Source organism: Chryseobacterium sp. NG-CE01, from assembly GCF_055695505.1.
Window position 1 is genome coordinate 1,672,576 of the sequence record NZ_CM146369.1, and the last position, 13,457, is coordinate 1,686,032.

The window sequence follows — 13,457 nt, forward strand, 5'->3', positions numbered from 1 at the left end:
TGAAAGCGGTGGTTTCCCACCACTTTCAAAACATAATAGCTCTATACTGTTATATAGGTTTAATAATAGTATTCGGCAATGTTGTTGCTCCATCACTATGAGAGAGTTGCGCTTTTTCATCCAAAGAGAAACTCGTTTCAAACTCCAGTTCTGCTGGGTTCTCACAATTTTTCGGATCATCTTCCGGGAAGATCGGAAGCGGATGCTCTACAGGTAATCCCGTAGACTTATCCTGAAGCATCGTAAGCGTTGTAGGAACTCTAGTGATCCAATATTTTCCCTGCGGAATTCCAGTTGGCTGTCTCATTTCATCTACAATACTCATGTACATTGGGTCTCCGATCACAGGAACGGCTCCGCCATTCCAGATGATGCCTGTTTCCAGGAAGAACTGTACGGCAGCCTCAAAGCCTGGTTTTACAGTGACAATAATTCTTGCCATACCTGCCTGAAGGAAACTTCTAAAAAGAGGATCCATACTTTCGGTAAGGTAGAATTCCTGCCAGCTTTTGCGGTTCGCCCAGTAATACGGATAGAAAGTATAATCCATGATTTCCCATTCGAATGCCTGTTCCATAAACTTCGCTAAAGCAGCATATTGGTCAAGGTTATCATTCAGATACACCTGGAAATTATCCATTTTGGTATTATCACTCAGCGCATTTGTGGTTTCCTGCCCAAGTGTATTCAGGTAATCCTGAAGCAGGTAAGCGATACAGTTGTGCTTTAACGTATCATGCTCCATATATCGGTAGAAGTTTCCTTCTTTTTCTTTCGCTTCGGCTTCTTTTTCCTTATGCTCGGCATCCAGTTTTGCCTGCTCTTCCTGGAATGTTTTGTAGGCTTCTTCATATGCTTTGATGATGGCGTTGAAGTTTTCAGCTTTCCACTGAAGCATATATTCGTCCGAAAGCTCACAATCAAACACAAAAGAAACATTAAAAGAATCTGCGCCACGCCCATGATAGTTGAAAGGATACGAACCGGTTATGTTTAATCCGTTTACAGTATAGTTTCCGTCATTGGAGCCACGTCCTACATCCGGAAGATCGAGCATTCCACCTTTGAAATTGTCCACAGTCATTCCCCGTCTGTCGTAGCCGTAGTTTACTTTTACCCTTTTTCCGGCATAGTTTTGAGGCATATCCAGCATCATTATTTTAGCACCCCAATCTCCGCTGAGCTTAATGTACTGCAACCCTATTACATGCTGGGTTTTCTCCTGCGGAAGGCTTGTAAGCGTTACGCCGTAAATTCCCGCCCAATACTGCAGCAATTCTTTAGTTGCTGTTTTGGGAGTGTTCATTGTATTAGGAGCCGGGGCTGTTCTCGGATCTATCGGAGCCGTAAGCACCTGGGCTTTTGACACAGCAAGCGCCAGGCGATGCAGTCTTGAAGGTTCGGGAACCATAAATTCAAACATGGTGCGTTTACCATAATTATAGATCTGGTTTTTGTACTTTATGTCAATCCATCGGTAGACACCGGTAATATGTTTTGGTTGGGTATCAGGATTATCCGTATTGGTTACTTTTCCACGGTTATCATATTCATGTACATTGGTTTCCGTATATTCCTTGATGATTTTCTGTACCCGTTCTTCAGAAACTTTGGTAAGAACTCTTTCCATTGCTCTTTCCGTAATTTCCTGGGATTTCATCATTGCCTGTCTTGTACTGTCGAACTGCGCCGTATTATTAGCATAATCGGCTCCCACTTCAAATTTCATGGCATCGGTTCCGTAGCTGTATCTTGTATATGCGGTAATACCTTGTTGCTTATTCAGCTCTTTGGCAACTTCTGTCTGCATATCTGTTCTGGACGTTTTGGAAGTGTCGGAAATTTTCTCGGTTTCCTGAGATTTGGAAGTAGTGTCCGTAATTTCCGAATAATCCCTTGCTACGGAAGATTTATGTCGCAGCTCGCTGGCCATGACGTTCTCAATATTCGAAACTTCTCCCGGAACGTAGGCATGGACACTTTGTACCACTTTAAGATAATCGGCAACCCCTAATCTTTTAATTCCGAAATTCTTACGCTTCTGAATTTTTACGGTTTCCGGATCGGCAGGGTTTTCAATGGCGGCTCTTTTCAGGGTGAGCATTCCGGTAAGATTCAGATCTCCTTTAATGTATTGCTGGCCGAGATCTGCGAATGCGGCACTGCCATTATCGAATATGATTTCGATTTTAAAAGCTAAACTTGTTCTGAATCTGTTGATTAAGCTTACAGGAAACGTAATTTTACGGTCTGTGACCGGGATATTGCTGTAATCTTCTTCAAAGCTTCCTGAAGTGTCTGTAGTGGCGGTGATTTTTGCATTGGCAACGCTCCATGAAACATCTTCTACTTCAAATGAGAAATTAACAAAACCTCCTGCTCCGGTAAGTCCGAGAGCACTGTGCGCAAAAAAGCTGTAGGCTAACGGAGTTCTTGCCGTAGTATTAACAACCGGAACGGATGCCCCGCCGATATTCACGTATTGCTGTTGTGAAAGAGAAGTGTTATCTAAAGCAGCCTGCATGGAAGTTGATATATTATTTCCGACGATATGTAAAGCATCCGCAAAAGTCTGAACCTCGTCATCAAGAACAATAGTCTGGGATCCTATGCTTACTATATTGTCAGAAATAATTCTGATTCTTTCCCTGGTTGTATCTTCAAAAGCTCTGGCTTCGTCAAATTCTGCGAAAAGTGTTACGAAGAGAGCAAAAGATTCCGGGGAAAGTTTTTGTATTAATTCTCTTAAATCAATTTCATTTTGATATGAAAATGCAAAAGGTTTAACTTCATATTGCCATAGTGATTCATAAAGACTAATTTTTTCTTGTTCCGGAGTTTCTTCTGTAATTTTGCTTTTAACCTCCGCCAATCGTATGGCGTAAATATCAAGCGCCTCTCTGTTTTCATCCTGATACTTTGCATACGATTCCTGGTAAGCCTCCTCACGGGATTTATGATATATCCGCTGAAGTTTCTCCAGCTCTGCATACAGTTTTTCCAAAGCTTCTTTTCGGTGTAAAGCTTTGTTGGCAGCTAATGACGCTTTCGCTTCAGACTCCAGTCTTTGTATTGTTTTGGATGTTAAGGAATTTGAACCGTTACCCGATATTCTCGAAGAAGCTGAACCTGCTGTTCCTGAATCGTCAGAAAACAGGTATTTGGGCAATACAATTTTAGCATCGAATGCTTTTTCCAGAGGCTTTGCTCCGTTTATCTTTATAATTTCCGGGTCTGCAAGATCCAGGCTTTGGGCAAAACCAACATGAATTGCCATTAAAATATGGCTGATTGCTTCTTTAACATAGAAATCTCCCTGCGTAACAATCTGGTAAATATAGTTTTCCCAAAGCTGAACAAAGATTTTTGTACCGGCAGCAGTAAGCTCTTTATTGGCATCAATAAGATTTTTGTAATAGTTTTTAACGAGAATTAATTCGGCACTGTCGAGAATTTCCTTTTTGGAAAGTTTTCTTCCGATGATAAGAAGTGTTCCGAAAGTGCCTTCTTCAATTTTCTTCTCGGTTTCGAACCCTGCATTACTGAAGTTTCCCGCAGTTTTTACCATTTCTCTAAGCTTCGAGGACCTTGAAGACATTCCTGTAATAGCGGTGTCAAAGATTCCTGTGGCTCCTTTCGGTCTGTGAATGAATCCTAAGTTTCTTTCTTTGGTTTCTGTCAGTTGCGGATTTCTTAAGCTTACGAATCTGAAAAGCGTCTGTGACGCGTTGTTGTGTGTAGACATTTGTGTTAATGGTTTAGTTTTATAAGATTATGATATGAAGGCTCTTTTTAGTCGAGTAGCTTCAGGGGTGAGTCTTTATTTTTTTAGGTGGTTTTAAGACTAAAATATCCACCTGCCGTTTTAAAATCCAATATCATCTCTGTATTTTCTATACCACAAATATCCATCAGCGAAGCGACAAAACTCGTCGTATTAAATTAATATTCAGGTGTTTTCATGAAAAAAATGTAACGTGTTGAAAGTCTGTGAAAAAAATTAAAATTGAAATGGAAGAATGAAAAAAATCTATATTGCGGATTGTGTGATATGGATTTTATGATGACTTAATGAGGATTATGCTAAAAAAATAAGGGAACAAGTTTAAAATATTCAAAATGATATTTAAAGATCTAAAGATTTAGAATCTTACAGTACATAATGCACATTTTTATAATTCCTCCTTCCGTATTATGTTTGGAAGATTAAATCATATCCTAACTCTTTAATAAGAAGTTAATGAATGATTATAAAAAGATGGATAAGAATTATCAAACTTGATTTTAAATATTTTTATTGAAAAAGAGATTTTTTTTAATGACTTAAACTCTGGAAATAGAAACTTTTGGGAAGATAATAGTTAATTATTTTATTCAATATAATTTAAAATATCATTCGTTATTAATTAAATTAATGTATTTAAGCATTTAAAAGATATATGGTTTTAGAAAAACCAAAAAGAGAAAATACAAACGTATTTTCTCTTTTTATTTAAGTGGAGTTGGAGGGATTCGAACCCTCGTCCAAACAAGCAATACATAAGCTTTCTACATGCTTATTCTGCTATTGGTTTTCGACTGAATGCAGAGAGCAGACACCCAACATTCAGCTTATCTTCTAAGGTTTTCGAGCTTTAGCCGAAGTAGCCAAAGCCTTATTTCCGCATTCCTATATCCCAGGATCAAACGCCGCAGAACAGAGCATTTGTGGAATATCTTGCTTCCCTACTAAAGTCTTCGGGAAAACGCTTGATCTACTATACTTCGATATTAAGCTGCAAGAGCGAACTCTTCGTTGCCAGTTAAAATTGTGTAGCAAGGGATTATAGAGATCGCGCTACGGTTCTCTGCATGCTTACTTACCCATTGGTCTTGCTGTCGAAACCAGTCAACCCCATGAATAGAGTATGCAAAAATAAGGCTTTTTATTCAAATATAATTAACATACGCTAATCTTTTTGAAGAAGCGCTGTTACTCCCTGTTCTTCAATAAGATCCAGCCGGATAATTGTACAGGCTGTTTCGTAATCTGGTCAGTCCACGATAGGCTGTACCAATACGTGTCGGTAGGTAAAGGCATTCCTACATATTTTCCGTTCCATACCGGGTTTTTTGAACTTACCTCGAAAACAACTTTACCGTATTTATCAAAAATACTTCCTTTAAAATCTCCGAACTTGCTGATGATGCTAAAGTCGATATTGTCGTTGATACCATCGCTGTTTGGGGTAATAGTGTTGTTCATTAAGAAAGTGTAGTATTCCGTATGGCTATCACACAAAACGCCTCTCTTTCTTACTCTGATAGAATACTGCGTATTTCTCAAAACATTTTTGAAAATATTATACGCCTGCCACGTTACGCCGCCATCAATAGAATATTCCAGAGGATCACCTGCCGGATTTTTAACGTTGATGGTCAAGAAGCCGTTTTCATACGTAATCCCTGTAATTTCAGGAGTTTTAATATAGGAAACCACGGCGGTAAGCACTTTAGAACAAGACCCGTTGTTGATGGTTACTGTATATGTTCCGGGAATTGCCGTGCTTATGGTTTGGGTAGTAGCTCCGGTATTCCAGCTGTAAGAATAATTCTGTCCGGCTCCGGCATCCAGAATTGCACTCTCTCCCTGACATACTTCAACATTCGGCAAAGAGGCTGAAATGGCAGGAACAACATTAATTGTAATTGAAGTGGTTGCCTGGGCAGGACAGCCATTGGTTCCGATTCCTGTTACCGTGTAAGTGGTAGTAGAGGTAGGGGAAACAGTTTGGGTATTTCCATTGCCTGAAAGTCCGGTCCAGGTATAACTTGCTGCACCTGAAGCAGTAAGCACAACAGAATCTCCTTTACAGATATTGATGGATGAAGCGTTTAGCGTAATCGTTGGAGGCGTAATATTTTTTACTACCGTTACCGAAGATTGTTTGGTACAACCGAACGGACTGGTGATTTTCAGGGTATACGTTCCGGCATTATTCACGACCGGAGTTAATGTATTCGCTCCTGAAACAATCGTTCCTCCGCCGGAAGCTGTCCATAAAAAGATTGAGCCAGTAGGATATATTGAACCTGAGGCATTTAGGGTGATTTGTGTATTGGCACAATTGATTTCAGCAGGAGCGGCAATATTTACCGAAATGGCGGGATCCATCGTAACTGTTGCAGAACTTTGGTATTGGCATCCTAACGGAGTGGTTACCGTAACCGTATAGGTTCCGGATGCAGTCACCGTATTGGTAGTTCCTGTTACACCGTTCGACCAGGAGAATGTGTTTCCGGTTCCTGTGGCAGAAGCTGTTAATACTGTTGAAGATCCTTCGCAGAAGGTTAAGTTTCCGGCAATCTGAACATTCGGGTTGGGACTGCTGCTGATCGTAACGGAGGCTGTGTCACTTGTACACAATCCGTTATTGTTGGTTAAAGTGTATACGCCGGGAGCGTTTACCGTAATGCTTGGTGTGGTTTGTCCGGTCGACCAGGTATTTCCTGTCGCGTAATTGGAAGTCAGCGTGATGCTTCCGTTATTACAGATAACTGTGGCGGAAGCAGTGATCACAGCAACCGGTTTTTGATTGACTGTCAATTGCAGGTTGGCCACTTTCGAACATGTGCTGGATTTTACCCGAACATACACCGTTACATTCCCGGAAACATGAGCTGCAGGATTAGAAATCGTATTCGTATTTCCGGCCACTGCATCAGCCTGGTTTAGGTAGTACTCAAAAGTTACTCCCGGCGTTGTGCTTATATTGTTTTGTGCTGAGGTTAAATTAAAAGTAGCGGTCGCCGTATCCGAGCAGATACTTAAACTTGCATTCTGCACGGCAGGAACAACGCCTTGTGTAACCGTAACCGATTTTTGATAGGTACAGTTGGCGGGTGTTGTAACGGTCACCGTATAGGTTCCCGGAGCCGCAACGGAAATGGTGTTTCCGGTAGCACCGTTAGACCAGGTGTAGAGATTTCCTGTTCCAGTAGACGTAGCGATGAGCTGTGTAGAAGTATCACACAGCACAAGGTTGCCGGTAATTTGTACATTTGGATTTGTAGCAGCGGTAATGGTTACGGATGCCGTAGGACTTGTACAGTTTCCATTCGTGGTTACAAGTGTATAGGTTCCTGGTGCTGTAACTGTAATAGACGGAGTCGTAGCGCCTGTAGACCAGGTGTTGCCGGTTGTATTGCTTGATGTTAAAGTAATATTTCCGCCGGGGCATAAAGTCATTGATGATGCGGTAATGGAAGCCGTTAAATTACTGACTTCAAAAATGAAGGAGCCGGTCTGTTTACAGGCATTCAGGCTGCTGCCCGGATTAGTGGGGTTGTTATAATTGATATTATAATAATAAATAGAGCCGGGTATTATAGCAGTAGGTGCCGTAATAGGGTTACTTCCTGTCGCGGCATCATTGGCATCATTGAAATAACTTACCGTAAAGTTGGTATTTCCATTAATAATTCCCGGAGATAAAGTGTTAAAATTAAAAGGAACACTGCTGTCGCAGACGGATATCACTCTCGGTGAATTCGGATTAGGCCCTGCCACACCCGGCGCGATAAAGGGATTGGTTGCAATTGTAGAACTGGAAAAAGGAGATACAAAAGTGGCTGTTCCACCCCATGTCAGGTTAAAAGTATACACGGTAGTAGACCAGTTGTCTATATATAGATAATAAGTTTCCCCGGCAACAACATCCATGTATTTACAATACGGGCTTGTATTTCCGCCGGCAGAACTTGTATTCGTGTTGGTCATGTTCATGCCCGTGCTTGAAAGCGTTCCGGATGCATTGCATCGTATCGGAAACCCAAGATTGCCGCATGATGTATTCGGACCGTAAATCGCCCAGTCGTAATCAACAGGTCCGGTAGGAGTAAGGTTAAAGGTAAGTGTCCCGCTGGTGGCAATGGTAAATTTATACCAAACAGAATGATGTTCACCGGAAGATAAGCATCCTCCCAGATCTTCAAAATCATTTCCGACTCCTGATGGGGTATAGTTAATATTGGAATTTCCGCATACTGTAATCGCTGAAACGCAGTCTTCCTGAGCAGAAAGGGAAATATAAAAAACGGAGAGTAAAAAAAACAGTAATCTTTTGATCATACTCTGGTTGCAAGTTTTAAAGGTGAATAGAGAAGTATAGTATAATATGAATAAGGCAGAAGACCTTATGTTTTGCCGGAGATGGGTCGTAATGAAAACATGTTCATTTTTAAATAATGTTAGTTTTTTGGCAAATTTAACTAAAATTTTATTATAAAATTCAATTAAATAATTGTAAAATGATTTTAATACCGTACTGATTTTGAATATTTATCAGCTTGCATGCATGTCTTTTTACAAATGATTGTCAAACAATTCAGCTAAAAGTTTGCAGATTTATAAAAAAATAGTATTTTTGCAATCCAAAATGAGATGTAAAATATGTTAATAATTCCAGTTAAGGATGGTGAATCCATCGACAGAGCATTAAAAAAATATAAAAGAAAATTTGATAAAACAGGTACCGTTCGTCAGCTTAGAGCAAGACAACAGTTTATCAAGCCTTCTGTAACGTTAAGACAAGCTAGATTGAAAGCTGCTCACAAACAAAGAGCGCTTAGCAAAGAAGAACAAGCTTAAGAAATTTTCTTAATTCGCATACTAAATTCACTCTTTAAATAGTTATATTTGAAGAGTGAATTTTTGTTTTTATACTTTAATGATGCTGGACAAATTCTTAGAATATTTAGAACTCGAAAAGAGGTATTCGCCTCATACGATTACAAGTTACAGAAAAGATCTTGAAGACTTTTACCGTTTCTACCTCAGAACGGAATCTTCGGAAGATATTACTAAAGCCGACAAAAAAATCATCCGCAATTTTATTGTTGAGCTTAGTGAAAACAATATATCCAAAAGAAGCATCAACCGGAAGCTCTCTTCCCTTCGCAGCTTTTATCTCTTTCTTCTAAAGATTGGTGATATCGAAGTTTCTCCCGCCGAAAATATTTCTTCCTTAAAATTTTATCCCGAAAAGCAGATCCCCATGTCTGAACAGGAGATGCAAAACCTCAGTGATCAGGTTTTTACAAACGTTCAGGATGTTCTCGAAAAATCGATCCTGGAAGTGCTTTATCAAACCGGAATACGGAAGGCAGAGCTTTGTGGTATGACTTTTGAAAATGTAAACCTGTCTGCCAATGAAATAAAGATTATCGGGAAAGGGAATAAGCAGAGAGTCATTCCGATCTCCGAAAATCTGGCGGCGGTTTTAAAAAGTTACGTACAAATCCGCAAACCGGCAACAGAATTTAAATCATACTTTTTTGTCAACAGGAAAGGTAAAAAACTCACCGAAAAATTTGTTTATGTGGTGGTTAATAAGTACCTTAGTCTTATAACAACAAAGGAAAAAAGAAGTCCTCATATCCTTCGTCACAGCTTTGCGACACACGTTTTGGATAATGGGGCAGAGATCTCTAAAGTAAAAAAAATATTAGGACATTCCAGCCTTGCAAGTACTCAAGTCTATACGAATGCCAATATCGAACAATTGAAAAAAGTTTTTAATCAGGCTCATCCAAGAGCTGCAAAAAATGACGAATTATGAAGATCACAGTACAATCAATTGGTTTAACTCCACACGAACCACTAGAATCACACATCGAGAAAAAAGTAAGCAAACTGGATACTTTTTATGATAAAATTCAGGATTGCAAAGTCTTTTTAAAAGTGGAAAATAACTCGGATAAGGCCAACAAAACGGCCGAGATTATTTTAGCGGTTCCGGGAGACGATATCGTGGTAAAAAAGACATCGACAAGTTTTGAAGAAAGCTTAGACCTATGCGTTGATGCTGCTAAAAAGCTACTAATCAAGAAAAAAGAAATGGCGTAATAAAAAAAGTCAAAAAAAATTATTAAAAAGTTTGAGAATTCAAAAAATCCGTTCTATATTTGCACTCGCAAAAAGGAATAGTGATCTTTTGAATTCTTTTTTATTAAATGCCTCCATAGCTCAGTTGGCCAGAGCACGTGATTTGTAATCTCGGGGTCGTGGGTTCGAATCCCTCTGGAGGCTCATTTACTATAAAATATCTGGGGAGATTCCAGAGTGGCTAAATGGGACTGACTGTAACTCAGTTGCTTCGGCTTCGTAGGTTCGAATCCTGCTCTCCCCACATTTATAGTAGAAAAAAAAGTTGCATGAATAAAGGATTTTCCTTAAGTTTGCACAGCGTTACCAATAATTTTGGAAACAAAATTGCGGAAGTAGCTCAGTTGGTAGAGCGTCAGCCTTCCAAGCTGAATGTCGCGGGTTCGACCCCCGTCTTCCGCTCAGAATAATCACACTTATTGCAGGGTGATTTTTTTTTAACTGCTGAAATGATGTAGAGTAGAGTTTTCTCACAGCCTTCAGTTCATTTGTTAAATGCCTCCATAGCTCAGCTGGCCAGAGCACGTGATTTGTAATCTCGGGGTCGTGGGTTCGAATCCCTCTGGAGGCTCATTTACTATAAAATATCTGGGGAGATTCCAGAGTGGCTAAATGGGACTGACTGTAACTCAGTTGCTTCGGCTTCGTAGGTTCGAATCCTGCTCTCCCCACATTTATAGTAGAAAAAAAAGTTGCATGAATAAAGGATTTTCCTTAAGTTTGCACAGCGTTACCAATAATTTTGGAAACAAAATTGCGGAAGTAGCTCAGTTGGTAGAGCGTCAGCCTTCCAAGCTGAATGTCGCGGGTTCGACCCCCGTCTTCCGCTCACATAAAATCACGCTTTCAGTGTGATTTTTTTGATTCATGCCGACTTAGCTCAGCGGTAGAGTGCTTCCTTGGTAAGGAAGAGGTCACGGGTTCAAGTCCCGTAGTTGGCTCTCGTTTCAATCCCGATTTTTTCGGGATTTTTTTATTCTTAATATTCTTTTAACGCTATCGCCGCTAGGAAAGCTTACCTTTAATTCTTCTAATTCCGTTTCAAAGACATTCCATTCATTAAATGAAGATATGCGATATTTAAGTTTTTAAAATTTAAAGATTTTAATTTTTACGAATTGCATTACCTGTTCTGATCGCTCAATTAAATGTTTATTCGGAATTTGTCGAAATATTTTTCCAAATTTATGATGTAGTGAAATTATATGTCTACTTAATACTACGTTTCTTTCTATAAAATATTCCAGAAATTAGTAAATATAATAGGTAATTTCAACGCGACTATCATTTGCTGAACGAAGTGTCTTGCGAAAGCAAATATTCAGTAGAATTCAAATATCTATTTCGTCCATAGCGTTTAAAATATTTTTAACCTTAAAATTCAATTAAAATACTTCCCGCAAATTTGAATTCCTTTACGGTCATAAAAATTTTCTTTACATTCGTATAAAATAATTTTCCATGCATATTCTTTTATTGGAAGACGATCTGATTCTTTCGGCGGAACTTTGTAAGTTTTTAGAATCGAATAATTTTACCTGTGATAAAATCTATGACGGAGAAACTTTTCTGCGCCAGATCAAGAACAGCTCTTACGACTTGTACCTGCTGGATATCAATGTTCCGAAGATCAACGGGCTGGATGTCTGCCAGACCATACGTTCTTTTGATAAGAATACCCCGATTATTATTATCTCGGCATACGGAGACCTTTCTGATAAAAAAGATGCTTTTACAAGGCTGGCAGATGATTATCTGGTAAAGCCATTTCAGTTTGAAGAACTGCTGCTGCGAATGAACTCGCTCCTGAGAAGAAAAGCGCCCTCCGAAAACAACGATCAGGATATTATAAGAATTGATGATCTTATTATCAATAAAACCGAGCAGAAAGTATACCGGGCAGGAAATGAGATCGCGCTTACCCTTAAAGAATTCCAGCTGCTGGTTTATCTGGCCGAGGCGCAGGGAAGAACGGTTTCGAAACAGCAGATCACGGAGCATGTGTGGGAACATAATTTTAACACCAATACCAATACGGTGGAAGTGTACATCAACTTTTTAAGAAAAAAAATAGATAAGGATTTTAAAGTTAAGCTTATTCATACACGTTCCGGATTCGGATATTATTTAAGCCCGCTGTAGAATGTCTTTAAAAAGAAAAATTGCCCTCAATCTCAGTATTGCTTTTTCATTGCTTTTCGGTATTGTGATGGCGGTTATTTACATGTCTTTTAATGATTTCAGGAAAGACGAATTTAAAGAAAGATTCAGGCAGAGACTGGAATTTACTTCTCATTTTATAGCAAAATCCAAAGACTTTGAGGAAGAGGCACCCGTCTTTTTTAATGAAAACTCAGATAATATTCTTTTAAACGAAACCATTCTAATCTTTAATGCTAATAAAGAACTAATCTACAGTACCATTAAGGATAGAAATGTAACCTGGGATGATGCCTTACTGAAAGAGCTGGATGAAAAGAAAATCATCTACTCTGAAAAAACGGTTCCTGAAATCTACGCTGCCCTGAAAAAAATCAATGGAGAAAACTACTATATTCTTACCAGTGCTTATGATACCAACGGAAATTCTAAACTGGAGTATCTCAAATATCTTCTGATTACAGCTTATGTCATGAGTACGCTGCTGATTGGGTTCTTCAGCTATTATTTTATGGGTCAGTTTTTAAAGCCTTTAGAAGATCTCAATAAAGAAATTTCAGAAGTCACGGCACACAAGCTTACTACAGAAATCCAGGTACGTGATTCCAACGATGAGATTGATGTTCTTGCCAAATCTTTCAACACCATGATCAAGAGGCTGGATGACGTATTTCAGTCGCAGAAAGATTTTACGGCAAGTGCTTCGCATGAAATCCGCACCCCGATTACGAGAATGGCTTTTCAGCTCGAAAATTTAATTAAGCTCGAACAACATTCACCGGAAACCTTAACTTCACTTCAGCAGATCCGGAGAGATGTGTATCAGTTGTCTGATCTCACCAATTCACTGCTGCTGCTAACGAAGTTTGACAAGGAAAACATCCAGAGTATATATGAGGAAGTAAGAATTGACGAGGTTATTTTTGAATCCTTTGAAGCAGTAGAAAAAAGCTACCCAAAGCTGAAGATGGATTTCCTGATCTCCGAAAATACTTCCGAAAGCGCATTACTTACCATAAAAGGGGTACAGTCTTTACTGGATATTGTATTTATTAATTTATTCAAAAATGCCGCGGTCTATTCTGATGATGCGGAAGTAGATGTTCTGATTACGGAAACGGAACACCAGCTTATTGTTGACGTCATTTCCCACGGAAATACTATTCCGAAAGAAGAACAGCCGAAACTTTTTCAAGCTTTCATGAGGGGGAATAATTCTCAGAATATTTCCGGTTCCGGACTGGGACTTCGAATCGTGAAACGGATTCTGGAATATCACGGCGCTGAAATTAACTACACAGCACCAGCTGATCTGATGAATAAATTCAGTGTTATTTTTCATAAATAGATTTATACTATATCTACACGTGCA

General features: G+C 39.3%; 7 protein-coding genes, 7 tRNA genes and 1 other RNA gene. 12 read left to right on the top strand and 3 right to left on the bottom strand.

Going from position 1 to position 13,457, the window contains the following annotated elements:
• Nucleotides 1-49: 49 nt before the first annotated feature.
• The 3 genes from ACYT6F_RS08085 to ACYT6F_RS08095 form a co-directional block, all read right to left on the bottom strand.
• Nucleotides 50-3,745 (bottom strand): hypothetical protein, encoded by a 3,696-nt coding sequence (locus ACYT6F_RS08085; protein WP_472600702.1) that lies wholly within the window; start codon nucleotides 3,743-3,745, stop codon nucleotides 50-52.
• A gap of 749 nt (nucleotides 3,746-4,494) precedes the next feature.
• Nucleotides 4,495-4,896, bottom strand: a transfer-messenger RNA (tmRNA) gene (ssrA, locus tag ACYT6F_RS08090).
• 76 nt (nucleotides 4,897-4,972) lie between these two features.
• Nucleotides 4,973-8,110 carry a T9SS type B sorting domain-containing protein gene (locus tag ACYT6F_RS08095; protein ID WP_472600703.1) on the bottom strand — a complete coding sequence of 1,046 codons (3,138 nt, stop codon included), beginning with the start codon at nucleotides 8,108-8,110 and terminating at the stop codon, nucleotides 4,973-4,975.
• A gap of 321 nt (nucleotides 8,111-8,431) precedes the next feature.
• On the opposite strand from ACYT6F_RS08095, the gene rpsU reads away from it, so the two are divergent.
• The 12 genes from rpsU (at nucleotide 8,432) to ACYT6F_RS08155 (ending at nucleotide 13,433) form a co-directional block, all read left to right on the top strand.
• Complete coding sequence (gene rpsU, locus ACYT6F_RS08100; protein ID WP_007846872.1) at nucleotides 8,432-8,629, top strand: 30S ribosomal protein S21; 198 nt, start codon at nucleotides 8,432-8,434, stop codon at nucleotides 8,627-8,629.
• Between the two features lie 82 nt (nucleotides 8,630-8,711).
• Nucleotides 8,712-9,599, top strand: coding sequence for a tyrosine-type recombinase/integrase (locus ACYT6F_RS08105; RefSeq protein ID WP_472601107.1), 888 nt, complete (start codon nucleotides 8,712-8,714; stop codon nucleotides 9,597-9,599).
• Nucleotides 9,596-9,886 (top strand): HPF/RaiA family ribosome-associated protein, encoded by a 291-nt coding sequence (locus ACYT6F_RS08110; protein ID WP_169232137.1) that lies wholly within the window; start codon nucleotides 9,596-9,598, stop codon nucleotides 9,884-9,886. Before ACYT6F_RS08105 ends, ACYT6F_RS08110 begins: the two co-directional genes overlap by 4 nt.
• A 109-nt stretch (nucleotides 9,887-9,995) precedes the next feature.
• Nucleotides 9,996-10,069 (top strand) — tRNA-Thr (locus tag ACYT6F_RS08115).
• Nucleotides 10,070-10,088: 19 nt separating this feature from the next.
• A tRNA-Tyr gene (locus ACYT6F_RS08120) sits at nucleotides 10,089-10,169 on the top strand.
• 85 nt (nucleotides 10,170-10,254) lie between these two features.
• Nucleotides 10,255-10,327 (top strand) — tRNA-Gly (locus ACYT6F_RS08125).
• Nucleotides 10,328-10,422: 95 nt separating this feature from the next.
• Nucleotides 10,423-10,496 (top strand) — tRNA-Thr (locus tag ACYT6F_RS08130).
• A 19-nt stretch (nucleotides 10,497-10,515) separates the two neighbouring features.
• Nucleotides 10,516-10,596 (top strand) — tRNA-Tyr (locus ACYT6F_RS08135).
• An 85-nt stretch (nucleotides 10,597-10,681) separates the two neighbouring features.
• Nucleotides 10,682-10,754 (top strand) — tRNA-Gly (locus ACYT6F_RS08140).
• 40 nt (nucleotides 10,755-10,794) lie between these two features.
• Nucleotides 10,795-10,866: transfer RNA gene (locus tag ACYT6F_RS08145), tRNA-Thr, on the top strand.
• A 520-nt stretch (nucleotides 10,867-11,386) separates the two neighbouring features.
• Nucleotides 11,387-12,067, top strand: coding sequence for a response regulator transcription factor (locus tag ACYT6F_RS08150; RefSeq protein ID WP_472600704.1), 681 nt, complete (start codon nucleotides 11,387-11,389; stop codon nucleotides 12,065-12,067).
• Nucleotide 12,068: 1 nt separating this feature from the next.
• Nucleotides 12,069-13,433: an ATP-binding protein gene (locus ACYT6F_RS08155; protein ID WP_472600705.1), complete on the top strand. Its 1,365-nt coding sequence runs from the start codon at nucleotides 12,069-12,071 to the stop codon at nucleotides 13,431-13,433.
• Nucleotides 13,434-13,457 lie beyond the last annotated feature (24 nt).

Bases quoted from the DNA above. Each gene is read 5' to 3' on its own strand.
- ACYT6F_RS08085 (WP_472600702.1), bottom strand. From the start codon at position 3,745: ATGTCTACACACAACAACGCGTCACAGACGCTTTTCAGATTCGTAAGC.
- ACYT6F_RS08095 (WP_472600703.1), bottom strand. From the start codon at position 8,110: ATGATCAAAAGATTACTGTTTTTTTTACTCTCCGTTTTTTATATTTCC.
- rpsU (WP_007846872.1), top strand. From the start codon at position 8,432: ATGTTAATAATTCCAGTTAAGGATGGTGAATCCATCGACAGAGCATTA.
- ACYT6F_RS08105 (WP_472601107.1), top strand. From the start codon at position 8,712: ATGCTGGACAAATTCTTAGAATATTTAGAACTCGAAAAGAGGTATTCG.
- ACYT6F_RS08110 (WP_169232137.1), top strand. From the start codon at position 9,596: ATGAAGATCACAGTACAATCAATTGGTTTAACTCCACACGAACCACTA.
- ACYT6F_RS08150 (WP_472600704.1), top strand. From the start codon at position 11,387: ATGCATATTCTTTTATTGGAAGACGATCTGATTCTTTCGGCGGAACTT.
- ACYT6F_RS08155 (WP_472600705.1), top strand. From the start codon at position 12,069: ATGTCTTTAAAAAGAAAAATTGCCCTCAATCTCAGTATTGCTTTTTCA.